We start from the raw sequence: 23875 nt of genomic DNA, 5'->3' as shown, positions 1-23875 counted from the left end.
GCATGCTCGGTTGGCGCCATGCCTTCGGCGACACCACACCCGCGGCCAAGCTTGCCTTCATCGGTGCCGCAACACCGTTCCAGACCTTTGCCGCCCCGCTTGCCCGCAACGCCCTGGTGGCCGAGGCCGGCCTCGCCTGGCGCGCCACCGCCACCACCACGCTCGGCGTCAGCTACAGTGCCGCACTGGGCGACAACGCCCGTGATCATGCCCTCAAGGGCAGGATCGACGTCCGGTTCTAGGGCATCGGCCCGAAAGGTGGACTGCCGTTTTCGGGAAAGCCGATGCAATCACAGATGGCTAAAGCATCGCCCCGAAAAGTGGATTGCGGCTTTCGGGGCAAAGCCGATGCAAAGACAAAGGGTTAGATCATCGGACTGGATACGATATCCGGTCCGATGATCTCGATGTGAGCTCTCGATAGGGTGTTCATCCGGTCCGGAGCGAGGACGCCGAGGTTGCGAAGCTTCAGTCTCCGTCCGAGGAGGACCGGAACGGCGGACGACCGCCGTCCCGGTTTCACCATGCGGCCAACGGCTTGAGCGGGTGGAAGGTTACCGCTGCTTGCCGGCCGGACGAACGGGGCTGATGCCGTCTACGATGCAGGCTGCGCCTCCGGCATCGTCCACTTGCCATTCAGGATCTCGGCCCGAGGACGGTAGAGCCGAAGCGTGTAATTCCACCCCTGCGTAATCGGCAGGCAATTCGCGATTTTTCCGTCGCAGCCGCCGAACTGGATGTCGATCGCGCCATCGGCACTCTTCTTGCCGGTGATGCTGTTGACCGAATAGGCGTCGTAATCGTTCTTCTGGAAGAAGCCCTTGTCGTTATAGACGCTGATCGACCAGAACGAGTCGACAGGGACATCCTTGACCTTGAGCTTGTAAACCGTTGTGCCGTCGTTCTTGGCCGGGGTGAACGAGGGGTACGATGCGTCCTTGTCGGGGTTGCCGCCCCAGCCGGCTGCCGTGCCGATCAGGTGCTTGACCGGATCGACCTTGCCCTTCGGGCCGAAGGCGTTGGTGAAGCTGCCGGATGCCGCCGACAGCGCTTCGAGCGCGTCACGGATCTTCTTCTGTTGAGCCAGGTCCCAGTTCGGGGCCTCGAACTTGCCAGCCGACTTCTGCTCAACCTTAAGCGCATCCTGCAGCGCGTGAACCTGCGCGAGGTCCTTGGTGTCGTTGGGGTCGACAAGGATACGGACCGCAACGAACACATAGCGGGTGCCGACCTTGTCCTTGGTCAGCGTCGTGCGGCCGGGCTTGTAGACCACCATCGGGGTGTAATGGTCTTCACTGATGACCTGCATCGAGATGAAGCGCTTCCCGGCTTCGGGAAGGGTGATGGTCACAGGGCCGGCGTCGAGGTCGAAGAGCGCCTGGGAGTAGAGCGTATCCCGGTTCATCCGGACCACGGGCTGCTTGTCGATCGGTGTCGGCGTCCTGCTATGGGCGAATTTGCCGAAGCCGCCGTCAGCGGCCGTTTTTGCCATATAGAAATCGGTCTCGGCGCGCTTGAAGTTGTCGACATTGACCGGAACCGTCTGCGCATACGCCGCGCATGGCGCGAGAACCAGGAAACTCAGGCTGTAGATCGACGTCATTCGCATGGAACGGCACCTCATTGGCGTCTCTGATTCATGTGCTCATCGGGGCATGACCGAATGGGTCCGCGTCCGTGCTGCGGCTTATCGCCAGCCCAGGGGGCGGGGGAAACCCGTGATCCGCCCCGCCAGGACTGCCGCCGCGGCATTTCGTGCATGGGCCGCCTGCCCGTCTTGCCATTTCGCGCCAATCGCGACCGGGTCTTCTTCACCAGTTGCGGCAACGCGCATCTGGTCGCGCCGATCCAGATGATGGCGCAGAAAGTTCATGGCGCCCGTTCGATCACGGCAGCAAACCCCGCGCATCCGGCGCAGGGCTCGCGCCGAGCATGGGGCGCTGATCACAGCGATCAAGGCCGGCGACCGGGTGAAGCTGGTCGAGCTCTGCCGCGCTCCTCTCGGCCCCCGCGCGCGACGCTCATATCGCCGCAGGGGAGCAGCGGTCCCGGCGTCGCCGTCAGGAAGGGCGGCGGCTGGCCCGGGGATGACGGCCCGGGCTTTCGAGGGCGGGCCAGAGCGAGATGGCGGAGACGGCGGACTCGGTCCTGTGCATGAGCGCGACCATCGCCAGGAGGCCTGGCCGTTCCACGAAAGCATCGGCCCGAAAAGTGGATCGCGGTTTTCAAGCGCAGCGTGGTCTAACCTATTGGGACGAGCATGTTCATCAACGGAACGTGCTGCTGACAGCCATACATGTCGCCCTCGCCCGCGGAACCCTGGGCGCGCGGGCGCCTGATCGTGATCTTGATGGCGTTGGCCATGTCGATCTCGAAGAAGGATGAGATGTCCGAGGGGTCAAGACTGTAAGCTTTCGCGACCGTCTCCGGCGTTATCGCGCCGGAATTCCGGATGGTCTCGTAGTTCGCCTTCTCCCTGCACAGGATGTCGAAGGTGATGCGGTAGGGACCGGCATTCTTGCTGCGAACGATGTCGGCGATCTCGCGGAGCGGACGGGCGGCCATGTCACAAATCCTCCAGCGTGACTGGGAAAAGCTCGGTCGGCGAAGCCACCTTCATCAGGTGATAGGCGCTGAACTCGTAGACGGGGCCGACATCGAGGTCGGACGGGGAATAGGGAAAGGCGAGGTTTCCGGAGGGGTTGATGATGCCCTCGTAGTGATGGTGCAGCATGGCTCCGCTGATCTGGTGGCAGGCGGCATGCGCAAGTTCCTGCGAAGCGGCGGTGACCTCGATCACGAGGCCGATTTCCCGCGCTGGCGAATGCTCCCGCTCCAGCTCCTTCATCACGCCGTCGCGGCCATAGACATGGAACTGCACCGAAATAAGATCGGGCGCGAAATAGTCGCGTGCCCGCTCTTCGAGCTGGTCCAGGATGCCGTCGAGCGCCGCGATCGTGGTCGGACAGCGAATACCGGCGATCGCGATCGAGCGATAGCCGGCGAGTCGCGCGCCCTCCAGCTTGACATAGTAGTCCTCGGTCTCGGTCAGCCTGGCACCAGTGACGCGCACCTGCCTATCGCCGAGCTGCTCGAAGGAGCAACCGGTGAGGTCGATCTCATGCCCCGGGCCGCCTTGCCTGAACGGGTTCTCGCGCTCGTAGAGCGAATGTGCGGAGACGGATTTGACGGAAGCCCGCCGCCTGATGCTGCCGGGCTCCAGCACGAAGCCGTCCTCGTCCACGGTGCCGAGCATCACATCCATGGCGAATGGCTCGGCAGAGAATGCGCCGCATTCAAGAATCTTGCCCATGTGGATGGCCAGGGCCGGATCGGCCCCCTTCCAGATCGGATAGGCGGCGATGACGGAGTCGTCGCAGGCGCGGCCGGCGATGATCACGTTGGCGCCTGCGTCGAGCGCCTCACAGATCGGTTCATGCCCCATCTGCGCGACCAGGGTGACCGTTTCGTCGAGCGCGCCCTGCGTCAGGGGGTAGCCGGCCTCGAAGTCGAGCACCTCGTTCGCCGCCACCGCCTGCTTCGCGCGCTCGATCGGGATATCCGAGCGGATGGTGGCCAGCCTGAGCTGCAGCCCGTTCTCGCTGGCGATCTCGCGGACCAGAGCCGCCGTGCGATCGACCTGGACGCCGGATCCCGCGCCGCCGACGCTGCCGACGATAACCGGTATGCCAGCCGCACGCCCGGCACGGATCAGGGCGGTCAGCTCGCGCTTGATGCTGACGTCCGAGACGAGGGGCTTGCCCGAGCCGAGATAATGCGGACCCGGATCGGTCGACCCGGCATCGACGGCGATCACGGCTGGGTTGAGCGACATGCCGCGCGCGAGCGCTTCTTCGCCAAAGCCATAACCTAGCGTTCCGGTGGGGGCGAGGACTGTGATGGGCGGCATTCCTGCCTCTCTTTCGCGAAGAAGTTCCTTCCACGATAGAGGCGGTCGCACGAGGCCTGCGGTCAAATCGCTTCTGCCGCCTCAGACATAACGAAAAGATATGCTAGATCGGAGGCTCCCCGATGGCTGTCGCCATGATTGCGAGCTTGCGGGTCAAGCCGGTCCTGACATGCTCGACGAGAGCGCGCGTGCCGAGCGCGGCATCGCGGAAGCTCGGCAGGGCGACCCAGATGTCGTAATCCACGGCGGGCCGGAAAGGGCGAACGACCAGTTGGCCGCTCGCGAAACCTTCGGTGCTCAACGGATCGACGACCGACACGCCGACGCCGGCCGCGACGAATGAGCAGCAGGCCTCGGTGAGTTGCGCCGTCAGGACGACGTTGGGCCGGGCTCCGGTTTCGGCGAAGGCCTTGTCGACTTGCAACTGCGCGCGATCCTCCTCGACCATGCCGACGAAGCGTTCCCCGGTGAGATCGGTCGCATGGACCACATCCAGTCCGGCCAGCCTGTGGCCCGGCGGCAGTGCGCAGACGGCGCGCATGGTGCAGAGCTTCTCGAACCGCACGCCCGGCCTGTCAGCCGCGAACATGCCGAAGCCGACGTCGACGGCTTGCGTGGCGATGCGCTCGACCAGCAGCCAGGAATTGCGGCTCGACATCTCGATCCGCAGGCCAGGCCGCGCCTCCAGGAATTCGGCCAGGATCGACGGAAGGATGCGGGTGGCGAGCGAGGGAAAGGCCACGAGCCGGATTTCGCCATAGTCGAGCCGCTGGATCGCCCTGGCGCGCGCCTGGATCGAATCGACGCCGAGGAAGACGCGTTCGACCTCCGCATACAGCATCTGCGCCTCGGCGGTCGGGATGACGCCGTTCCTCTGACGATGGAACAGGCCGAAGCCGCATTTGCGTTCGAGCAGCAGAACGAGCTTACTGACGGCCGGCTGAGACAGCCCGAGCCTCTCACCCGCCCGAGTGAAGCTGCCGAGTTCCATGATCGCCTTGAAGGCCTCGATCTGGCGGATGTTCATGCGCGCGGCGCCTCGGCAGGTGCAGGCATTTCATCACTCATGCCGTGCCCGTCCGCGACTTGGTCGGCGAAGCGTTCCAGCTCGGCCAGGGCATGCGCGACGAAGCTGTCGACGAGGTTGAAGGATCGCGCCGCCTTTGGGCGAATGAGCCAGATGTCGAACTCGACCGCAGGCGAGAACGGCCGGATGATGACGGCGGGGTTGGTGTTGTTGTAGGCGCTGATCGGATCGACCACCGCCACACCGGCGCCGGCCGCGACGAAGGAAAAGGCAGTCTCCGACTGGCCGACCTCGATGCGCAGGCGCCGCTGGATCTTTCGCTCCTCGAAGATCCTGTCGATGACGAAACGCGAATGGTCCTGCGGCCCGAGCGAGATGAAGTCCTCGTCCGTCAGGTCGTGAGCCTCGATGGATCGGCGCGTGGCCAGGCGATGGCCGGCGGGCAGGATGCAGAGCCCGCGCAGCCGGTGAAGATGCGTGCTTTCGACTTCAGGCCGATCGCTCGGCAGAAAGCTAAAGCCAACATCGACATGCTGGGTGGCGACGGCGTCGATCAGGCTACGGGAACGCATGCTTTCGATGCGAAAACGCGTATCGGGCCTGTCCTTGCAGAAGCCCCACAGAATGTCGGGCACGACGCGACGGGCGATGGCGGGAAAGGCGGCGATGCTGAGCGCCCCCCAGGACTGGTCGCGCAACGCCGTCGCGACCCGGGCAATCTGACCGACGCCTACGAACATCCGTTCCACTTCAGCAAACAGCGCCTGGGCCTCTCGCGTCGGGGCCAGCTTGCTGCCCTGCCGCTCGAAGAGGCGAAAGCCGCAATGGCGTTCGAACAGGGCGATGAGCTGGCTGACTGCCGGCTGCGAGATGCTCATCCTCTCGCCGGCGCGCGTCACACTGCCCGTGGTCATGACGGCACGAAAGGCCTCGATCTGGCGGACGTTCATGCGACGACATAAGCTCCAGTTATTCTGCAGCGATAATTTTCTATTGGAAAATTATATTCTGCAAGATGATCATCCCCTCAAGGACGCACGAGGATGTCCGAGGGACATTCCGGCAAGCGTTCGGACAATGGGGATCGTCATGTTCATCGAAAACGCCCAGCGGCGCCTGCGCGCCATGATGTCCGTCTCGGCCGGCACGGTTCGCAGCGCACGCTACCTCACCGGTGCATCGCTCATCGGGCTCGGCCTCGCCGCCTCGCTCGGCGCCGCGCAAGCCGACCAACTCGACCGCGTCAAGCAGCGCGGCAAGCTCATCGTCGGCATCCGCAACGACTACATCCCCTTCGGCTATCTGGACCCCAAGGCCCAGAATGTCGGCTTCGAGGTGGATCTCGCCCGGGCCGTCGCCAAGGACCTGCTGGGCTCGGAAACTGCGATCGAATACGTCCCGGTCGTCGCCTCGAACCGCATCGAGTTCCTGAATGCCGGCCGCATCGACGTGATCTTCGCGACGCTCGGCGTCACCGCGGATCGCGGCAAGGTCATCGACTTCACGCAGCACTACTATTCCATGGCCGGTATCGTCCTGATGGCGCCGAAGGAAGCGACCTACAAGAGCTGGGACGACATTCGCGGCAAGAAGATCTGCGGCAGCCAGGGCAATCTCTACAACCGGACGCTGAGCGAGAAGATGGGCGCCGAGCTGGTGCTGTTCACCGGAACCGCCGAAATCTTCAGCGCCTTCCAGGGCGGCCGCTGCGACGCCATCGCCTTTGACGGCCCGAACCTGAACATGAAGGTCATGGAGGACGGCTGGAAGGACAAGTACAAGATCGCGCTGCAGACCTTCGAATACGTCCCGATCGCCGGCGGCGTGCGCAAGAACGAGCCCGCATTCCTCAAGGCCGTCGACACGGCCATCATCAAGGCCGAAGCCGGCGGGCTGATGGTCGAGGGCGAGAAGAAGTACAATCTCGGCGAGAGCGAATACGTCCAGAAGCGCGCTGCCGATGCGAAGAAGGCGCAGTAGCGCGAGCGCGGAGGGTCAGGCGCGAGCGAGCGGGGTTCGGCTCATCATGCATGCGTTGAAGGTCGCTCCTCGCAACAGGCGCCGCGCCATCGATGGCAGCGCCGGTCTCGCCGGCCTGGATGCCGGCGTGCGACGCATGCTGCCGCCGGCGCTCTATCACTACCTCGCCGGCGCCTCCGACGACGAGGCGACGCACGCCCGCAACCTTCGTGCATTCGACGAGCTCGCCTTTCTGCCCAAGGTGCTCGTCGACGTCTCGCGGCGCTCGCTCGCCAAAACGCTGTTCGGCGTCGAAAGGCCCCTGCCCTTCGGAATCGCGCCGATGGGGCTCAGCCGGCTGATCGCCCCGGATGGCGACATTGCGCTCGCGCGGGCCGCCGCCGATGCCGACATCCCCTTCATCCTCAGCGGCGCTTCATTGACAGCGATGGAAGAGGTCCGGGCGGCCGGCGCGACGAGCTGGTTCCAGGCCTATGTTCCAGGCGAAGCGGACCGCATCGCGAGGCTGATCGACCGCGTCGAGGCGGCCGGCTTCGACACTCTGGTGATCACCGCTGACACCGCCGTGCACCCCAAGCACGAGCGCGCCGCGCGGCACGGCTTCCATTCACCGGTGAAGCCGAGCCTGGGCCTCGCCTGGCAGGGGCTGTCGCGCCCGGGCTGGCTCCGGCGCGTTCTCTTGCGCGACCGCTTGGCCGCGCTGAAATTCCGCTTCGAGAACATGGATGCCGGACAGGGGCCCCCGGTCTTTTCCGCGACCCTGGTCCGCGATATCGGCCGGCGCGACGCCCTGTCCTGGCCGCATATCGAGGCGGTGCGCCGACGCTGGAAGGGCAAGCTGGTCATCAAGGGCATCATGGCGGCCGGCGATGCGGCCGTGGCCGAGAAGGCCGGGGTGGACGGCATCATCGTTTCCAATCACGGCGGTCGGCAAGTCGACTGCGCCGCCAGTTCGCTGGCGGCCCTGGAGCGTATCGCCGAGCGCGGCCTGACGCTGACTGTCATGCATGACGGCGGCATCCGGCGTGGCGCCGACGTGCTGAAGGCGCTCAAGCTCGGCGCCGATTTCGTCTTCGTCGGACGGCCGATGCTGATGGCGGCGGCCATCGGCGGCCAGCGTGGCGCCGCCGAGGCCATCGCCTTGCTGGCAGAGGAGATCGACATCGCCATGGCGCTACTCGGCATCGATGACCTGCCCGGCCTGGCGGAGGTCGAGCTACTGCGGGATCGGAGACCTCTGTCATGAGCCTCGACTACAGCTGGCTCAGCGACGCCCTCTACCAGACCTGGCTGCTGCGCGGCCTGGGAACGACAATCCTGATGAGCCTGCTCGGCATCGTATTGATGCTGGTGATCGGCGTGGCGGGCGCGCTCTGCCTGCATTTCCGCCTGCCGGTACTGGAGACGCTGACGACCGTTCTGGTCGAGCTGTTCCGCAACACGCCGCCGCTGGTGCAGCTCTTCTTCCTCTATTTCATGCTCTCCGAAGTCGGGCTGAAGCTGACAGATCCGACGACGGGCCGCAGCGTGCCGTTGTTCTCGGGCTTCACCTGCGTGGTGCTGTCGCTGGGTCTCTACAACGGCGCGATTGCGGTCGAGATCATCCGCTCGGGTCTGCTCGCCGTGCCGTCTCAGACCGTCGAAGGCGCGCGCTCGCTCGGATACACGCGGTTCCAGACCTTTCGACATGTCGAGCTGCCGATTGGCCTCAGGCTGTCGATGCCGGCTATGACGAACAACGTCGTCAGCCTGATCAAGACCTCGTCGCAGGCAGCGCTCGTCGCGGTTCCCGACATCATGTACGGCGCGACGCAGATCTCCCTCGAGACCTTCAGGAATCTTGAGGTCATGCTGCTGATCTGGATTCTCTACGTCGCCCTGGCGAGCCTCGCCGTCGTCATCCTGCGCCGGCTGGGCGACGTCTTCCGCATCCCCGGATACGGAGTCCAGGCGTCATGAGCCGCGAATGGCGCGCCTTCCTGCTCGGCATCATCGGCGTTCCGGCCGTGCTCGCCGCCTTGCTCTTCGCCGTGTATGGCGCCGAAACGCCGGCCATTCTCGCGAAGATCTGGCTGCGAACGCCGCTGCTGCTCTCCGGCTCGGCCGACTTCAGCGGCTCGACCGGGGGCTTTGCGGCGAACATCCTCATCAGCCTCTGGGCGATGGCGATCGCCGCAGCCATCGGCGCCGTGCTCGGGATCGGACTGATCTCCCAGGGCAAACTCATCCGCCTTCCCTCCGAATTCGTGATGAACGTGCTGCGCAACTCGCCCTGGCTGGTCGTGCTCTACGCGATGCTCTACCTGCTGCCCTTCGAGGTCACGGTCTTCGGCGCCACGGTCTTCCTGTCGCCGATGGTGAAATCGATCGTCGGGCTCGCCCTGCCGGTGACTGCGAACATCGCCGAGGTGTTTCGCGGCGGCGTCGAGGCCATCGCCAGCGGGCAGTGGGAATCGGCGCGTTCGCTCGGCTATCGCCGGCTGCAGATCCTGCGGCATATCGTGGTGCCTCAGGCGCTGCCGCTGATGACGCCGAACCTGATGACGATCTATGCGATGCTGTTCATCGGCACGAGCCTCGTCGTGGTCACCGGGACCTCCGACGTGATTTCGGTCGCGCGCACGGTCATCGGCAGCGACGGCGATCACATCGCCACGGCCGTCTACATTTTCGTGCTGCTGCTCTTCTTCCTCTTCAGCTTTCCGATCGCGATCCTGACACGCTGGCTCGAACGGCGCGTGCGAGCGAGGTGACCATGACGACCGCCATTCCGAAAACCTTCATCGAACTGCGCGACGTCCACAAGTCGTTCGGCGCCTTCCCCGTGCTCAAGGGCGTCTCGCTCTCCGTCAACGATGGCCGCGTTGTCTGCATCATCGGCCCCTCGGGCTCCGGCAAATCGACGATCCTGCGCTGCATCAACGGGTTGACGCCGATCAACAGCGGCAGCATCCGCGTCGGCGATTTCCAGGTGGAGAAACTCCGGACCGACCGCGCATTCATCCCGCTGCGTCATCAGGTTGCGATGGTGTTCCAGCAGTACAATCTCTTCCCCCATCGCACGGTACTCCAGAACCTCACCATGGCGCCCATCCAGGTGCTCGGCGAGAAACCTGCGGAGGTGACGGAGCGCGCCCGCGCCCTGCTCGCCAAGGTTCGGCTGACCGGCAAGGAGGGCGCCTATCCGGGTGAGCTTTCCGGCGGCCAGCAGCAGCGTGTCGCGATCGCGCGGGCGCTGGCCATGCAGCCCCGCGCCATCCTTTTCGACGAGGTCACCGCCGCGCTCGACCCCGAGATGGTCAGCGAGGTGCTGAGCGTCATCCGCGATCTTGCGCGCGAGGGCATGACCTGCGTGCTGGTGACTCATGAGATGCGCTTCGCGCAGGAGGTCGCCGACGAGGTGTTCTTCACCGATCGCGGCGTCATCGTCGAGCACGCGCCGCCGGCGACCCTCTTCAAGGCCCCCTCCGACCCTCGCCTAAAAGACTTTCTCGACAAGGTTCTCTGAAACGCTGCGACCAGGATTGATTGCGATGACTGCCCTCAAGGTATTGGTTCCCGACGCGCATCTGCGCGATCTCGACGTCGAGCACGGCGTCTCGGGCGACAGGCTGGACTACATCGTTTTCGACGAGACAGATCCGGACGCGATTCCAGACGAAATCTGGCGCAGTTGTGACGCGGTGCTGGTCTGGCACCGCATGAAGATCACGGCCGACGTGGTCGCCAAGCTCGATCGCTGCAGGCTGATCGTGCGGGTAGGTGTCGGCTTCGACAATGTCGACGGCGCCGCCTGCCGCGCGCGCGGCATCCCGCTCTCGAACGTTCCGAACTACGGCACCACCGAGGTGGCCGACCATGCGCTGGCGATGCTGCTGCATCTCGTGCGGGGGCTCGGCAGCTATGAGGCGCGGCTGAAGGCCGATCCGGTCGCCGGCTTCGTCGCCGAGGACGTGCCGGTGGTGCGCCGTATCCGCGGATCGACCTTCGGCGCGATCGGCATGGGGCGCATCGGCACGGCGGTCGCCCGCCGCGCCGCAGCCTTCGACATGAAGGTCATCTATGTCGATCCCTTCCAGCCGGAGGGACATGATCTCGGCCTGGGCATCGAGCGCGTCCGCACGCAGGAGGAACTTCTGCGCCGCGCCGACGTCGTCAGCCTGCATGTGCCGCTCTCCGACGACACGCGCAATCTTATGGGGGCAGCCCAGTTCGCCGCGATGAAACCCGGCAGCATCTTCATCAACATCGCCCGCGGCGGGCTCGTCGATGTCGATGCCCTCCACGACGCGCTCAAGAGCGGCCACATCGCCGCCGCCGGCCTCGACGTGCTGCCCAAGGAACCGCCGGTGCCGACGCCGGCGCTGATCGAGGCCTGGCGCGGCAACGCCTCCTGGCTCGCCGGGCGCCTCGTCGTGACGCCGCACGCCGCCTTCTACTCGGAGGCCGGCTATCTCGACATGCGCACCTTCTCCGCCGAGATCCTGCTCGAATTCCTGTTCGAGGGACGGCTGCGGAACAACGTCAATCCCGGTTGGGACGCCAAGGCGAACTGACGGCCGGCAAACACCTCTCGCACACGGGAACAAGACAATGGCCTTTCAGCAGAGCGAAACCGACTTCAGGGCGCTCAGCGCCGAAGAACTCCAGGCCTGGCGGGCAATCCCGCCGGCCGTAGCCTCCGACTGCATGAACCGCACGCAGGTGATGAAGGCGGCGATCAAGCCAATCGCTGCCGACACGATCCTCTGCGGCCAGGCCCGCACCGTAACGACGATGGTCGGCGATTGCGGGCCGATCTGCTCGCTGATCGCTGCGGCCAGACCGGGGGAGATCATCGTCGTCGATGCCGGCGGCGTCGAAGACACGGCCGTCTGGGGCGGGGTCATGACGGAAGAGGCCGTTCAGAGGCGGATCGGCGGGGCGGTCATCGACGGGGCGGTGCGGGACGTCTCCGATCTGCGCAAGGCCGGCTTCGCCATGTTCTGCCGCGCCATCGTGCCGAGGGGACCGCATCACGGATTTGGCGGAACGATCGATGGCACCGTCGCGGTCGCGGGCGTGCCGGTTCGATCGGGCGATATCGTCCTCGGCAATGACGACGGCGTTGTTGTCGTACCGCTGGAGCGCGCTGCGGAGGTCCTGGCCGCCGCGCAGGCGCATCTGCTCAAGGAGGAGGACTGGATCAAGACGATCCGTTCCGGCGGAACAATACCTGAAATGTTCTCTATACCGGCCGCAAAATAGCAGCGGAACGACGATTGGTTGAGGGTGGCGGCAATCGTTCTGCGCTGGAGGTCCGTATGGCCCGATAGCGAATGCCGGGTTTCGGGCAAGGCTTGAACCTCTGGAGCTGGCGCGAACGTCAGCAATCCACCCGATCGGTCCCGTGCATGAGCGCGCCCATCGCCCGAAGGCTTGGGCGCTCCGCTGGACGAGGCCGCCTCAGGCCGGTGCGGCAGGCGCGCCGGCCCATTCGGTTTGCGCTGGGATCGTCTCGCCCTTCATGACGATGGTCAGCAGGCCGAGCCGGGCGTGGTCGGCGACATTGGTGTCGTAGAGCACCGTGGTCAGCCCGCCAAGCACGCAGCCGCGGCCGATCTCGATGCGGCCGACCTTCATCACCCGGTCCTCGAAGAGATGGGTCTGGAGGTTGGCGGTCGCGTTGATCGCGGCATAGTCGCCGATGCTGACGCAGTCGAACTCGGTGATGTCGGTCGAGTCGAGATAGACGCCCTGGCCGAGCTTCACGCCGAAGAGGCGCAGCACCCAGGGCAGCATCGGCGTGCCGCGCAGCGCATTGAGCAGGATCGCGCCGGCGGTGCCCCAGTAGAGCGTCGTCATCGCCTCGGTGCGCAGCGCCCACCAGGACCAGAGGCCGCGATTGCCGGGCCGGTAGACGCCCATCACCAGCCATTTCATCAGCAGCACCGCGCTCGCCAGCGCAATCGAGGTGCCGACCGCGCAGGCGATGAAGACCGGGGCGAACTCGCTCCAGCCTTCGGCGCTTTCGAGGGCGGGGAAGAGGAAGAGCTCCGCCGTGATCGTGCCGAGCGTGATGAACATCATCGTCGGCATCGAGGCGCTGAACAGCTCGAGGACAGCGCGCAGGATGCGGCGCCAGACCGGAGGCCGGAAGGTCTTGGCGATGTCGGCATCGTCGAAGCGCTGGCGCGAGGGCAGCAGGATCGGCGGGCTGCCGAAGCGCGTCTCGCCGGGCTGCATCGCCACGTCGGCGGGCGGCTTCGACTTGATGCCGAGCAGCGAGCCCGTCGGCAGGAAGGCGCCGGGCGGGACCACGGCGTCATTGCCGATGAAGACCCGGTCGCCGGTGCGCACGGGCTTTGCGGTCATCCAGCCGCGGCGGACATCCTCGTCGCCGAGCACGACCTCGTCGGCGACGAAGCAATGCGCGCCGATCTCGATCATGTCGAAGCGGCCGCCGAAATTGGTGGCGATCTCGGTGTCCTTGCCGATCTTGGCGCCCATCATGCGGTACCAGAGCCGCATGTAGACCGTGGAGAACAGCGAGGACAGGCTCTGGAGCATCACATCCGAGGCCAGGCCCACGGTCCATTTGCGCAGGCCGTAGCCGGAGGCGATGGCATGCGTGCCCTCGACCGAGCGCGGCATCACGAGCCAGCGGATCGCGGTGACGAGCAGGACGGTGGCGAACATCAGCACCATCGCGGTCGGCCAGGCGAGGACCGGCAGGACCCAGCGATAGTCGATGCCGACCAGCTCCTGCAGCGGCCCGTCGAAACGGTCGAGAATGAAGAAGGCCGGGAAGATCGGCAGCAGCGCCAGCGCCGGCATCACCAGAAGCATGGCGCCGAAGAAGACGGTCTGCAGCGCCCTGACCGGCACGGAGGGCTGCCGGGCGTGCTGGGGCCAGGACGCGGGATCGACCTTGCCGGTGCGATGGCCGGGCGAACCGTCCCAGTGCTCGAAGGCGCCGACGCGGCTGCCTGCGGCGAGCGCGGTCAGATCGGCGAGCTCGGCGCCCTCCCCGATCACCGTGTCATGGCCGATGGCGCAGGAGGTGCCGATATAGGCGTCCTTGCCGATCGTGATCGTGCCGATCACCAGCTCGTTGCCGATCACCTCGGCATTGGCGAGGCTGAGCTTGCCGCCGAGCGTGACGTCGTCCCCGATCTCGACGAGGTCGATCGCGCCTGCCTCGAAGCCGCTGACGAAGACGCCCTTGCCGACCCGGGCGCCAAGCAGACGCATGGCGACCCTGGCCAGCGGCGTGCCCTGCATCAGGCTGAGATGCACCATCCCGGTGAACTGGCGGGCGAGCCACCAGCGGAAGAAATAGACGCCCCAGAGCGGATAGCGGCCGGGCGTCGTGCGCCAGAGCACCAGGCGCTTGCCGAGGATGCCGGCGATCATCACCGAGAGCGTGACGAGCGCATAGATGCCCATCATCATCAGGATCTCACGCAGCTCGACGCGCCCGTCGACCGTGATCAGCTCGTAGATGACATAGATCGTCAGCCAGGGGCCGGTCAGCGCCAGCAGCAGCACCGGCATGCAGGCGAGCTGCGCCAGCCCGCAGAACAGCCGGCGCCGCAGCGGCGGCGGCGTGAAGGTGAGATCGCGCGCAGGCGGCCGGCCGATATTGGCCTGCCTGCGCTCGTCGAGCCGGGCGGCGATCGCACGCAGGGTGCGCAGGCTGTAGACGTCCTCCAGCGTGATGCTCGGCAAAGCGGGATTGGCACGCACGCCGGCAAGGAAGGTGGCGGCCAGCAGCGAATGGCCGCCGAGATCGGCGAAGAAATCGGCCTCGAACCCGATCGTCTGGCCCGGGAAGAGCGGCCGGGCGGCGTCGAGCAGCGCGGCTTCGGTCGCGCTGCGGGGCTCCTCCTGTTCCTCGACGGAGGCTGCCATCGTCAGCGGCGCCGCCTTCAGCGCCTTGCGGTCGGCCTTGCCCGAGGTCAGGCGCGGCAGGCTCGCCATCTCCTCGAAATGCGAGGGCAGCATATAGGGCGGCAGGGTCTCCTTCAGGGCGGCGCGCACCGCTGCACGGTCGAAGGCGGTCGCCGTGTCTGTCACCACGAAGGCGACGAGCCGGTCGATGTCGTCGTCGCGGCGCAGCACCACGGTCGCCTGCGCGATGCCGGGCAGGTCGCAGAGCCTGGCCTCGATCTCGCCGAGTTCGAGCCGGAAGCCGCGCAGCTTGACCTGGTCGTCGATGCGGCCGTGGAAGAGGATCTTGCCCTTCTCCGTAATGGTGACCGCATCGCCCGAGCGGTAGAGCACCGGGTCGGTGCCGTCGCCGCCGAAGGGATTGGCGATGAACTTCTCGGCGGTGAGCTCGGGACGGCCGAGATAGCCGGCGGCGACGCCGGGGCCGCCGATCAGGAGCTCGCCCTCGGTGCCGGGGCCGACGATCGCCATCTGCTCGTCGACGACATAGCAGGTGTAGTTCGGGATCGGCAGGCCGATGGTCACCGCCTCGTCCGGCGTGACCTCGTCGACGGTGGCGACGACGGTGGCCTCGGTCGGCCCGTAGGAGTTGAAGACCTTGCGGCCCGGGCGGCACCAGCGCTGGCGAACGGCGGGCGGGCAGGCCTCGCCGCCGAGGATGATGATGCGCAGGCTCGGGATGTCCTGCGGCATCATCGCGAGCAGCGTCGGCACGGTGTCGAGCGCGGTGATGCCGGCCTCGGTCATCAAGGCCGGCAGGCGCTCGACCTCGCCCAGCACCTGCGCCGAGGCGACCCAGAGCGTCGCACCGACGAGATAGGGGACGAAGATCTCCTCCAGCGAGAGATCGAAGGCGACGGAGGCGCCCTGGAAGGAGACGTCGTCAGCCGCCATGCCATAGACGTGGTTCGACGAGCGCAGATAGTGGCAGATGTTGCTGTGCGCGATGACGATGCCCTTGGGCTTGCCGGTCGAGCCCGAGGTGTAGATCGCATAGGCCGGGCTCGCCGGCGTCACGCCCTCACTGCGCGGATCGACCGGCGGAGCGTCCGTGCCGGCGGCGATCAGGTCGGGGCAGCGCACGGCCTCGGCGGGCAGCTCCCGGTCGAGTTTCGCGCCGGTGACGTCGTCGATGACGATGATACGGGCCTCGCAATCGGCGAGGCATTCACCGATGCGCTCGGGCGGGGCGTCGGCGTCGAAGGGGATATAGGCCGCACCGGCCTTGAGGATGCCGAGCAGCGCGACATGCAGGTCGAGCGAGCGCGACATCCACAGGCCGACAAAGGCCCCTGCCCCGACGCCGCGCGCCCGCAGCGCGCGCGCCACCTTGTCGGCGCGGGCGTCGAGCTCGGCATAGGTGACGCGCTCGGCTGCGAAGATGATGGCTGTATGCTCAGGCGTCCGCCGGACGGATGCCTCGAAGATCTCGCCGAGCAGTTCGTCGCGCAGGAGCGAGGGCTCCACGGCGCCCACGAGCTTTCCGGCACCGCGCCCGACGATGGCATGCATGATCCGCTTCCCCCAGCCAGACGCCGCAAGGCTGAACCGCCTGTGCGAGACCGGGATTTGCTAGCGATGAGAGATGTAGATTGCGTTAGGACATTGCGAAGCGTTGTTCCCGCCCCGCCCCACGAACGCTGGGTCAGCGCAAGGCAGGCTCTTCAGGCTCGGGAGGAGAAAGCCCCCTGGCCGGGGCGATCGATCGCAACGCTTGCGGACGGCACTCTAACGACGGGCCCGGAGCTTCATCGGCATGCCGCCCTGCGGCCGCAGCGTGATCCGCTGCTGCGGGACCGGCGGATCGCTTCCGGCGTATTCGAACCGGAAGGCGCCGATCAGCTGGGTCAGGCTCAGCACGGCCTCGATCATCGCGAAATGCTGGCCGATGCAGATCCGCGGTCCGGCGCCGAACGGCAGATAGCCATAGCGATCGATCGTCTCGCGCGCTCCAGGCAAGAAGCGCTCCGGCCAGAACTGCGTCGGCGCGGTCCAGAGGGAGCGATGCCGATGCAGCACATAGGGCGAGATGATCACGAGCGCGCCCTTGGGGATCGCGACGCCCCCGACCTCATCCTCGGCTATCGCGACGCGCGACAGCGAGGGCACGGGCGGGTAGAGTCGCATGGCCTCCTCGATCACCGCGCGCGTCATGGTCAGGCGATCGCCAGCGAGCACTGCGGCGACAGGGTCGGCCGCCACCGCATCGGCCTCGGCCTCGAGGCGCTCCCTGACATCGTCGGCCATCGCGACGAGGTAGAGCGACCATGTCAGGGCATTGGCCGTCGTCTCGTGGCCAGCGCCGATGAAGGTCACGATATTGGCGCCGACCTCTGCGTCGGTGAGGCCCGTGCCGGTTTCGGGATCACGCGCATCGAGCAGGGCATCCAGCAGATCGCGGGCATGCGGATCGGCGCTTGGCGGTTGAGACAGGCGCAGCGTTTGCCGGTCGGTCACGATCGCCTCGATCTGCCGCTCGAAGAAATCGATGGCGGACCGCGCGCGAATGCGGCCGATCCGCGGGATCCAGGCCGGTGCGCCCAGGATATCGAGCGGATCGATGCGCCCCTGCGTCGCGAAATAGCGGGTCAATGCCTGCCCGAAGGCCACGGCGCCGCCCGCGATCGCGTTCGAGAACAACGTCTCGGCCAGCACGTCATAGGTCAGCCGCGTCATGTCCTCGCCGATGTCGACGATCCTGCCGGCGCGTCGCTGCGCCATCCGCGCCACCTGACTGGCGATCGGGGGCAGCATCCTCGCGGCAAGCGCTTCGACCCGCCTCGGCGTGAACAGCGGGGCCAGCGTGCGGCGGGCCCGCTTCCAGGCGTCGCCCTCGACCGTCAACAGTCCCTGCCCCAGGCCGGGCGCGAGAATGGTCTTCTGAAGCGCGTCCTTCGGATAATTCGCGTTGTTCTCGACGAGCACGTGCCGGATCGCAGCAGGGTCGGAGATGACGACGCCATAGCCGAGCACGCTCTTGCCGGCGACGATCGGGTCCTGGAAATGCTGCTGGCGCCAGATCGTCAACGGGTTGCGGCGCAGGCGCAGCAGCAGCTCCAGACGGCCGAGCTGGCGATCGCCCGGAATCGGCGCCGGGGGCGTCCGCCTCTTGGACGGCTCGGCGGGAACCTCTGACAGAACCATGCGATGGCGCCTTCTGAAACGAAGAACCGCCGGGCGAGCCTGGCCTGTGCGGGTGTCGTTTCAAAGGCAGGTGCTGAGGGCTGCTGAAAAGGCGATCCCCTCCGATCGAAGGGGGCGCCCGGCGAGGCAACACTCCGGAAAAGGGGCTGAACCCATCCCTCGCATTCAGGGAATCGTTACGTTCAGCAGCTACGCCCGGTCTTCATCGGGCACGCGGAGCTCGCCGGGTCGCGCAGGATGACAGCTCCACAAGGCGACCCTGCAGCGTCACGCGCGCTCCCGGCGCGGAAGGCTCGACCTGCGCTTGCCGTCCTCTGGACCCCCGGCCGGACGCTCGCCCCGTCCAATCGCGCTGCAATGGATCAGTTTCTCGCCAGCGCACGCAAGCTGGATCTGGATGTTACGATCGTCGCAGAAGCCGACCTCGATCGGCTGGCTGAGTTCGACGGCGTTTTTATCCGGGATCACACGCGCCTGGACGATTACACCCACCAGTTCGCGCTGCGTGCGGCCGAACTCGGCCTGGCCTCGATCGATGACCCGATCTCGATGCGGATCTGCGCCGACAAGGTGTCCCAGGTCCGTCTCTTCGAACGCCACCGGGTGCCGACGCCGAAGACGTTGCTCCTGCACCGCGGGAACATCGGCGATGCGATCCCGCTGCTCGGCCTGCCCTGTGTCGTCAAGCTCCCGGACAGCTCGTTTTCCAGAGGCGTCTGCAAGGTGGAAGGCGAGGCCGAATTTCGGGTGCGCTGCCTGCAATGGTTCGATCGCTCCCCCGTCCTGGTCGCTCAGGAGTACATCCCGACCCGCTTCGATTGGCGCATCGGGGTGCTCGATCGCCGGCCGCTCTTCGCCTGCCGGTATCACATGGTGCCGGGCCATTGGCAGGTTGTGCAGAACGCGGGCTCACGGGACTATCGGGAAGGCTTGACCGAGGCCGTCGCCATCTCCGAAACGCCCAAATCCGTGCTGGCAGCTGCGCTGGCTGCCGCCGACACGGTCGGCGACGGCTTTTATGGCGTTGACGTCAAGGAGTGTGGAGAGCGGCCCCTCGTGCTCGAGGTCAATGACAACCCCAATGTCGATGCCGGCCATGAAGATGCGCTCATCGGGAATGCGCTCTACGACACGGTCATGGGATCGCTCGATCACCGCATCAGAGCGACGTGCCGATAATCGACAGGGCACGGCCCCGGGGCCGCGGCGTCCTCCCTCGGAGGCCTTCGAATGCCAGCCTTCAGCCGGTCCGCCCCCGCTAGCCCGGGCCGGCATCCGGAACGCGTCACAGATGCGGACCTCGAGAGGGGAATAGCGAAGCTTTTGAGCCGGCGAGCGCCGGTCTCGCCGCTCCGGGGGCTTGCCGCTCTTCGCCCTTGCCAAGGAACGGGTCCCGATCGCGGCATAAGCGGATTCAACCATGGCCCACCGTGGCCCCGACCAGAATTGATGGCACTACGAATTAGGAACTGAAGGCCACGAACGTTCCTGTCGATGGGTTCTGGTCGGTCAGCCTCTACAACGGGGACATGGTTCGGCTCTATCGACCGCGAGCCGAAATTCTCAACGGATCGCGGACGTTTCCGGAGGCACAGCCGATGAACTCCCCGGTACCTTCTAGCTGGCTGTATCAACTCCCACTTTGGAGACGCGATCCCTTTTGGGTCAGAGCCGCGGAATCACACTGATCAGCACCGGGATCAGGAAGCCCAGTGCGAAGGCTGCCGACAGGCAGATCAGGCGCATCCTGCGGATGAAGGCTGATGTATCGCGGATCATCCGACCTGCATCCTTCGCGCCGTGCTCGAAGGCCAGAGCGACGCAGGCCAGCAGCAATGCCACCGACAGGCCATGGAGCGATACGGCAAAGCCATCCGGCAGGAGGCGCAGCATGGCCGAGGCCATGAGGATGATGGCCCCGACCAGGGCACCTGCGGCGATAGACACGGGAACGCGTGCAAGGATCGAAACCCTGACGTCCCGGGTGATGGATTGAGGGGCAAACGCGGTGTAAAGGGACATCGGACCGAGCCTTCCGGGGGTTCCCTCGGATCATCTCCCCTTCCCGCGCCCGCTTGCATGCGCTTGATCACACAAGCTCCGAAGCCAGCCCCAGGCCGGCGAACTCGACGGTGGCCGGAGGCCCGGAGGCGAGCATTCCCGACTGGACCTGCCTGACCGGACCGCTTGCCTGACAGGACCTCTTGCCCGACGGGACCTCTTGCCTGAGCGGACCGCCTGACCTCGGCTCTCGACCGCAAACGGCCGCAGGCGACCGGTCAAGGCAACGTCCGGGTCTGGTTGGACCGGACCTCAGTCGGTCTCTGGAAAATGCTGATAACGGACCACCCCCGTTGCAGACGCTTCTGCGACGCGACACCGTGGCGTTCAACTCAGGCTGCCGATCGTTCGCCCGTCCTGCGCCCGCTCCCCGGCAGCCCGGCCGTTCACGGCTGCGCGGCCAGCGCCTTGGCTATCGCCTGCGCAATCCAGTCCTGCGGGGTCAGCCCCGCCGCCCGCGCCCTGGCGCTGACCGCGTCGACAACGTCGGGCATCAGCGGCACGTCGAGAATGATGCGGTCCGCGATCTCGATGGCGTAGACCGCCCGCGTCGCCTGCAGGCTGAAACTCCGCAGCCGGGCGGTCTTCTGCGCGTCGGCCAGCGCCGTGTCCTTGGCCAGCAGGGCACAATAGGCGCCGATCAGATTGTCGATGATCAGGGTCTTGCTCAGGCCCTGGCTGCGCAATGTGTCGACGGCGGCATTGAGCGAGGCGGGATGGTCGAGCGGATCGGAGACCGGCAGCAGCGCCGTGATGTCCTTGACGCCGGCCGGCGTATCGGCGGTCGGCCGCCCCCCGCACTCGAAACCGGCCGCCCAGGCGCCCGGGCCGATCAGCAGGGTCGACAGTGACAGCGCAGCCAGCAGGCACGTTGCGGTTCGCATGATGGTCCTCCTCGAATTGGCCCGAGCCGGTGCCGGCCGCCATGGAGCCTGGCGCTCACTGCGCCTTCTCATAGGCAGCATATTGCTCTTCGGTCATGGTCGGCAGCTTCTGCACGAAGGCGACGACGGCCCGCAGGTCGTCATCGCTATGGGTGTCCGCGAAGGACGGCATGCCGGTCATCCGCACCCCGTTCTTGACGATCCAGAAGATCTCGGCGGCGCTCCAGTGCTGGATCGTATCCGGCAGGAAGGGCGGCTCCGGATTGAGGCCCTTGCCGATATCGGTCGGGTCCTTCCCCGGGGCGCCATGACAGTAGACGCAGGTCTCGTTGTAGAGACGGAAACCCCGGGAAATGTCCGTGGACGGTGCCGGCGCCGGCACCTTGGCCGCCTGGCGGGCGACCGACTGGCGCATGGCGGTCTGCAGGAGGACGAATACCGGGGCGCTGTGCGGCTCGCGGGCGGCGATATTGACGAGGCCGCTGAAGACCAGGGCGAGGCCGGCGATGGCCAGGACGATGAAGGCTGTGACGAAACCCGCGATGAATCGCATGGCACCCTCCGGCGCGGGATGCGGACCGGCCGGTGCTTCGCCGCCGGGCGGCCACTCTCCTGCGGCATGTCCATGCTACCTGAACGATGCGGGATCGAATAGCGCCTGCCGCCTTGCGCCCAGGCGCAAGCCGGCTTTCGATCGCCGCCGGGAACCGGGCAGTGCTTCAGGACTGAGCACCAGATCGCCGCGAAGGCAGCAGCGCAGGCCGGTTGCACGGCATTCCGTTCGAGCGCATCTAATGTCCGACCGACGCAACGGAGCTTGCGAACGCCCATGCGGGAATCACCGACGAACTGGATTACCGCGGTGGTGCGGCCAAAGATCAGCACCCTTTTGCGGAGGGAAACCTCCGAAAAGCTCTGGATCAAGTGCCCGGTCACCGGCCAGCTTGTCTTCCACCGGGATGTCGAGGCCAATTTATGGGTGATTCCGGGCTCGGGTCACCATTTGCGCATCACGGCAGCGCAACGCCTGGCGATCACACTCGATCCGGGCTCCCAGGAGGATGTGCCCGTGCCGGAAGGGCCGGTCGATCCGCTGCGCTTCCGCGACACGAAGCGCTATATCGACCGCCTCAAGGAGGCGAGAGCGAAGACCGGGCTGCAGGACGCGGTCAAGGTGGTCCGCGGCAGGCTCGAGGGCATGCCCGTCACGGTGGCGGTCCAGGACTTCCATTTCATGGGCGGCGCGCCTGGCATGGCAGCCGGGGAAGCCATCATCACCGCTGTAGAAGCCGCCATCTCGCACCGCACGCCCTTGATCCTGTTCGCGAGCGGCGGCGGGATGCGCATGCAGGAAGGGATGCTGGCATTGATGCAGATGCCGCGCACGACCGTGGCCCGACGGCGTCTGGCGAAGGCGAAATTGCCGTATCTCGTCGTGCTGACGGACCCGACGACGGGCGGCATCACGGCGTCCTATGCCATGCTGGGTGATGTGCATATCGCGGAGCCTGGTGCCCTCATCGGCTTCGCCGGCCCGCGCGTCATCGAGCAGACGATCCGGCAAAAGCTGCCGGAGGGCTTCCAGAAGGCCGAATATCTCAAGGAGCACGGCATGGTCGATATCGTCGTGCCCCGAGCCGACATGCGCGCGACGCTCGCGAGACTCTGCGGCCTGCTGACCCGCGAACCGTCGCGGCCCCCGTCCTGAATGAGCTGATCCTTGCGGCCGTCGCCGAGACGTTGTCGGCCTCGATCGCACGCTTCGCGCATGGCTGCGGCAGCAGCGCTCCCCAGCTTGTGGGGAGGCAAGACTGGCGGTCGATCGCCCTGCGTCCAGACGCAGGCGGCCGCTCGCAGTCAGTCCAGCGACAGGCCGCCGCGAAGGCCGCGGGTCTCGGGCGGCAGCGCAGCCACGCGGAGGCCGCTCGCCGGCGGCGCGCTGAGGGCGCGCAGGGTCTTCTTGGGCATATCGAGATCATAGGGCCGGCTGGGCGGCAGCCGCATCGTGCTGACGAGCGTCAAGGTCGGGCTTGCCGGCGCAGAAACGGCCGGCGCGGGAGCCTCCGGGGCGAATGCCAGCGGCGCGGCGGCAAACGAGGTCTGCACGGTCGATGTGGTGGCGGGAGCCGCAGGCAAGTTGAGCGCAGCCAGCTGATAGTTCGGCTCCTCGATGCGGCGCCGCTCGGGCCGCTCGCCCTTCACATAGAAGGCGTTCCCGCCTGCCAAGGTCACGTAATGCATGTTGGGATAGGAAAAGCGCATGCCGGCCATGTGGAAATGCTTGGCCGCTCCGACAGGCTCGTGGCGCTTTCCATTGAGGATGTCTTCCGCGATGGCCTCGACCCTCGGCAGGTCGCGTGCAGCCATCGGGCGGGTCAGCACGCCCGCGGCGAACTGGCGCGGCGCGCCGACGACGCCGCAGATCGTCTCAGGGTAACGCGGCGATTCCACCCGGTTCATCACCACCGTGCCGACGCTGAGCAGACCCGCATCGCTCGACCGGTTCGATTCGAAATACATCGCGCGGACGAGGCATTCCTTCTCGCGCGGATCGGCCTTGGCCAGGGTAACCGCGCGCTTGCGCGCCTCACGAGGATCCTTTGTCGCCGGTGCCACCGTCGAAGCGGTCTCGACAGGCGACATGCTGCAGGCGCCCAGCGCCGGCGCAGCCAGTGAAATCAGAAGCGGGATCGCCTTGCGGCCGGAGCGGCTCTTGCCGATGGGACGGCCAACATTGCCGACGGGACGGACAGCATTTGCAGCGATCACGGCGCGCTTCATGCGGCAACCTCCTGATTACGGGCTCCGGGCTGCCGCAGGCGGCGGACCGTCATCCCTGGAAGGGACCCTGAATACGTTAACAGAACGTTAACGCCAGATGAACGGAGCGAAGGTGCCCGACCGCGCTTCGGCCGTCAACACGGCGCGGCCGTCCAA

General features: G+C 66.4%; 22 protein-coding genes. 10 read left to right on the top strand and 12 right to left on the bottom strand.

Translation table 11 applies throughout. The features are described from left to right. A partial coding sequence (locus AB4118_RS32330) for an autotransporter domain-containing protein (RefSeq protein ID WP_441493595.1) occupies positions 1-242 on the top strand: 242 nt, incomplete at its 5' end. A 353-nt stretch (positions 243-595) separates the two neighbouring features. On the opposite strand, the gene AB4118_RS32325 is transcribed toward AB4118_RS32330, so the two are convergent. The 6 genes from AB4118_RS32325 to AB4118_RS32300 form a co-directional block, all read right to left on the bottom strand. Beyond that, positions 596-1603: a DUF1254 domain-containing protein gene (locus AB4118_RS32325; protein ID WP_441493596.1), complete on the bottom strand. Its 1008-nt coding sequence runs from the start codon at positions 1601-1603 to the stop codon at positions 596-598. A gap of 84 nt (positions 1604-1687) precedes the next feature. After that, positions 1688-1873 carry a hypothetical protein gene (locus AB4118_RS32320; RefSeq protein WP_441493594.1) on the bottom strand — a complete coding sequence of 62 codons (186 nt, stop codon included), beginning with the start codon at positions 1871-1873 and terminating at the stop codon, positions 1688-1690. Positions 1874-2241: 368 nt separating this feature from the next. Continuing rightward, positions 2242-2565, bottom strand: a complete 324-nt coding sequence (locus tag AB4118_RS32315) for a DUF4387 domain-containing protein (protein WP_441493593.1) — start codon at positions 2563-2565, stop codon at positions 2242-2244. Between the two features lies 1 nt (position 2566). Beyond that, positions 2567-3910, bottom strand: a complete 1344-nt coding sequence (locus tag AB4118_RS32310) for an acyclic terpene utilization AtuA family protein (protein WP_441493592.1) — start codon at positions 3908-3910, stop codon at positions 2567-2569. Positions 3911-4013: 103 nt separating this feature from the next. Further along, positions 4014-4937, bottom strand: coding sequence for a LysR family transcriptional regulator (locus AB4118_RS32305; protein ID WP_441493591.1), 924 nt, complete (start codon positions 4935-4937; stop codon positions 4014-4016). Next, entirely contained in the window at positions 4934-5887 is a 954-nt protein-coding gene (locus AB4118_RS32300; RefSeq protein ID WP_441493590.1) for a LysR substrate-binding domain-containing protein, read from the bottom strand. The genes AB4118_RS32305 and AB4118_RS32300 overlap by 4 nt, the downstream gene beginning before the upstream one ends. Before the next feature lie 139 nt (positions 5888-6026). Here AB4118_RS32300 and AB4118_RS32295 point away from each other — a divergent pair, with 139 nt between their 5' ends. From AB4118_RS32295 to AB4118_RS32265, 7 genes are read left to right on the top strand one after another with little or no spacing between them, the layout of a single operon-like run. Beyond that, positions 6027-6917, top strand: a complete 891-nt coding sequence (locus AB4118_RS32295) for a transporter substrate-binding domain-containing protein (RefSeq protein WP_441493589.1) — start codon at positions 6027-6029, stop codon at positions 6915-6917. 46 nt (positions 6918-6963) lie between these two features. Further along, positions 6964-8163 carry an alpha-hydroxy acid oxidase gene (locus AB4118_RS32290; protein WP_441493588.1) on the top strand — a complete coding sequence of 400 codons (1200 nt, stop codon included), beginning with the start codon at positions 6964-6966 and terminating at the stop codon, positions 8161-8163. After that, on the top strand, positions 8160-8876 hold the full coding sequence (locus AB4118_RS32285) for an amino acid ABC transporter permease (protein WP_441493587.1): 717 nt from the start codon (positions 8160-8162) through the stop codon (positions 8874-8876). The genes AB4118_RS32290 and AB4118_RS32285 overlap by 4 nt, the downstream gene beginning before the upstream one ends. Next, positions 8873-9670 carry an ABC transporter permease subunit gene (locus AB4118_RS32280; RefSeq protein WP_441493586.1) on the top strand — a complete coding sequence of 266 codons (798 nt, stop codon included), beginning with the start codon at positions 8873-8875 and terminating at the stop codon, positions 9668-9670. Before AB4118_RS32285 ends, AB4118_RS32280 begins: the two co-directional genes overlap by 4 nt. Positions 9671-9672: 2 nt before the next feature. After that, positions 9673-10425, top strand: coding sequence for an amino acid ABC transporter ATP-binding protein (locus AB4118_RS32275; RefSeq protein ID WP_441493585.1), 753 nt, complete (start codon positions 9673-9675; stop codon positions 10423-10425). Between the two features lie 25 nt (positions 10426-10450). Next, positions 10451-11473: a C-terminal binding protein gene (locus tag AB4118_RS32270; protein WP_441493584.1), complete on the top strand. Its 1023-nt coding sequence runs from the start codon at positions 10451-10453 to the stop codon at positions 11471-11473. A 37-nt stretch (positions 11474-11510) separates the two neighbouring features. After that, the gene (locus tag AB4118_RS32265) at positions 11511-12164 is read left to right on the top strand and encodes an RraA family protein (protein WP_113518985.1); all 654 of its coding nucleotides are present in this window, start codon (positions 11511-11513) and stop codon (positions 12162-12164) included. A gap of 198 nt (positions 12165-12362) precedes the next feature. Here the strand turns inward: AB4118_RS32265 and AB4118_RS32260 are convergent, their stop codons facing one another. Further along, positions 12363-16361, bottom strand: a complete 3999-nt coding sequence (locus AB4118_RS32260) for a Pls/PosA family non-ribosomal peptide synthetase (protein ID WP_441493583.1) — start codon at positions 16359-16361, stop codon at positions 12363-12365. Positions 16362-16577: 216 nt separating this feature from the next. Then, a complete protein-coding gene (locus AB4118_RS32255; protein WP_441493582.1) occupies positions 16578-17993 on the bottom strand; it encodes a cytochrome P450 in 1416 nt (471 codons plus the stop codon). Positions 17994-18350: 357 nt separating this feature from the next. Between AB4118_RS32255 and AB4118_RS32250 the strand changes: the two genes are divergently transcribed. Next, complete coding sequence (locus AB4118_RS32250) at positions 18351-19172, top strand: ATP-grasp domain-containing protein (protein ID WP_441493581.1); 822 nt, start codon at positions 18351-18353, stop codon at positions 19170-19172. 486 nt (positions 19173-19658) lie between these two features. Here the strand turns inward: AB4118_RS32250 and AB4118_RS32245 are convergent, their stop codons facing one another. The 3 genes from AB4118_RS32245 to AB4118_RS32235 all read right to left on the bottom strand — a co-directional run bounded on the left by AB4118_RS32245 (position 19659) and on the right by AB4118_RS32235 (position 21491). Beyond that, entirely contained in the window at positions 19659-20015 is a 357-nt protein-coding gene (locus tag AB4118_RS32245; protein ID WP_441493580.1) for a hypothetical protein, read from the bottom strand. A 425-nt stretch (positions 20016-20440) separates the two neighbouring features. Further along, on the bottom strand, positions 20441-20938 hold the full coding sequence (locus tag AB4118_RS32240; protein WP_441493579.1) for a hypothetical protein: 498 nt from the start codon (positions 20936-20938) through the stop codon (positions 20441-20443). 55 nt (positions 20939-20993) lie between these two features. Further along, entirely contained in the window at positions 20994-21491 is a 498-nt protein-coding gene (locus AB4118_RS32235; protein ID WP_441493578.1) for a c-type cytochrome, read from the bottom strand. Between the two features lie 276 nt (positions 21492-21767). Here AB4118_RS32235 and accD point away from each other — a divergent pair, with 276 nt between their 5' ends. Then, positions 21768-22646 carry an acetyl-CoA carboxylase, carboxyltransferase subunit beta gene (accD, locus tag AB4118_RS32230; RefSeq protein WP_441493577.1) on the top strand — a complete coding sequence of 293 codons (879 nt, stop codon included), beginning with the start codon at positions 21768-21770 and terminating at the stop codon, positions 22644-22646. 149 nt (positions 22647-22795) lie between these two features. Here the strand turns inward: accD and AB4118_RS32225 are convergent, their stop codons facing one another. Then, a complete protein-coding gene (locus AB4118_RS32225) occupies positions 22796-23719 on the bottom strand; it encodes a cell wall hydrolase (protein ID WP_441493576.1) in 924 nt (307 codons plus the stop codon). Positions 23720-23875: the final 156 nt, after the last annotated feature.

Source organism: Allobosea sp. 2RAB26, from assembly GCF_052115465.1.
Taxonomy (GTDB): Bacteria; Pseudomonadota; Alphaproteobacteria; order Rhizobiales; family Beijerinckiaceae; genus Allobosea.
The sequence above is the reverse complement of the archived record's forward strand: the minus strand, read 5'-3'. Positions and strand labels throughout refer to the sequence as shown.

Coding starts and splice junctions, on each gene's coding strand:
- AB4118_RS32325 (WP_441493596.1), bottom strand. CDS start 1,603: ATGACGTCGATCTACAGCCTGAGTTTCCTGGTTCTCGCGCCATGCGCG.
- AB4118_RS32320 (WP_441493594.1), bottom strand. CDS start 1,873: ATGAACTTTCTGCGCCATCATCTGGATCGGCGCGACCAGATGCGCGTT.
- AB4118_RS32315 (WP_441493593.1), bottom strand. CDS start 2,565: ATGGCCGCCCGTCCGCTCCGCGAGATCGCCGACATCGTTCGCAGCAAG.
- AB4118_RS32310 (WP_441493592.1), bottom strand. CDS start 3,910: ATGCCGCCCATCACAGTCCTCGCCCCCACCGGAACGCTAGGTTATGGC.
- AB4118_RS32305 (WP_441493591.1), bottom strand. CDS start 4,937: ATGAACATCCGCCAGATCGAGGCCTTCAAGGCGATCATGGAACTCGGC.
- AB4118_RS32300 (WP_441493590.1), bottom strand. CDS start 5,887: ATGAACGTCCGCCAGATCGAGGCCTTTCGTGCCGTCATGACCACGGGC.
- AB4118_RS32295 (WP_441493589.1), top strand. CDS start 6,027: ATGTTCATCGAAAACGCCCAGCGGCGCCTGCGCGCCATGATGTCCGTC.
- AB4118_RS32290 (WP_441493588.1), top strand. CDS start 6,964: ATGCATGCGTTGAAGGTCGCTCCTCGCAACAGGCGCCGCGCCATCGAT.
- AB4118_RS32285 (WP_441493587.1), top strand. CDS start 8,160: ATGAGCCTCGACTACAGCTGGCTCAGCGACGCCCTCTACCAGACCTGG.
- AB4118_RS32280 (WP_441493586.1), top strand. CDS start 8,873: ATGAGCCGCGAATGGCGCGCCTTCCTGCTCGGCATCATCGGCGTTCCG.
- AB4118_RS32275 (WP_441493585.1), top strand. CDS start 9,673: ATGACGACCGCCATTCCGAAAACCTTCATCGAACTGCGCGACGTCCAC.
- AB4118_RS32270 (WP_441493584.1), top strand. CDS start 10,451: ATGACTGCCCTCAAGGTATTGGTTCCCGACGCGCATCTGCGCGATCTC.
- AB4118_RS32265 (WP_113518985.1), top strand. CDS start 11,511: ATGGCCTTTCAGCAGAGCGAAACCGACTTCAGGGCGCTCAGCGCCGAA.
- AB4118_RS32260 (WP_441493583.1), bottom strand. CDS start 16,361: ATGCATGCCATCGTCGGGCGCGGTGCCGGAAAGCTCGTGGGCGCCGTG.
- AB4118_RS32255 (WP_441493582.1), bottom strand. CDS start 17,993: ATGGTTCTGTCAGAGGTTCCCGCCGAGCCGTCCAAGAGGCGGACGCCC.
- AB4118_RS32250 (WP_441493581.1), top strand. CDS start 18,351: ATGGATCAGTTTCTCGCCAGCGCACGCAAGCTGGATCTGGATGTTACG.
- AB4118_RS32245 (WP_441493580.1), bottom strand. CDS start 20,015: ATGTCCCTTTACACCGCGTTTGCCCCTCAATCCATCACCCGGGACGTC.
- AB4118_RS32240 (WP_441493579.1), bottom strand. CDS start 20,938: ATGCGAACCGCAACGTGCCTGCTGGCTGCGCTGTCACTGTCGACCCTG.
- AB4118_RS32235 (WP_441493578.1), bottom strand. CDS start 21,491: ATGCGATTCATCGCGGGTTTCGTCACAGCCTTCATCGTCCTGGCCATC.
- accD (WP_441493577.1), top strand. CDS start 21,768: ATGCGGGAATCACCGACGAACTGGATTACCGCGGTGGTGCGGCCAAAG.
- AB4118_RS32225 (WP_441493576.1), bottom strand. CDS start 23,719: ATGAAGCGCGCCGTGATCGCTGCAAATGCTGTCCGTCCCGTCGGCAAT.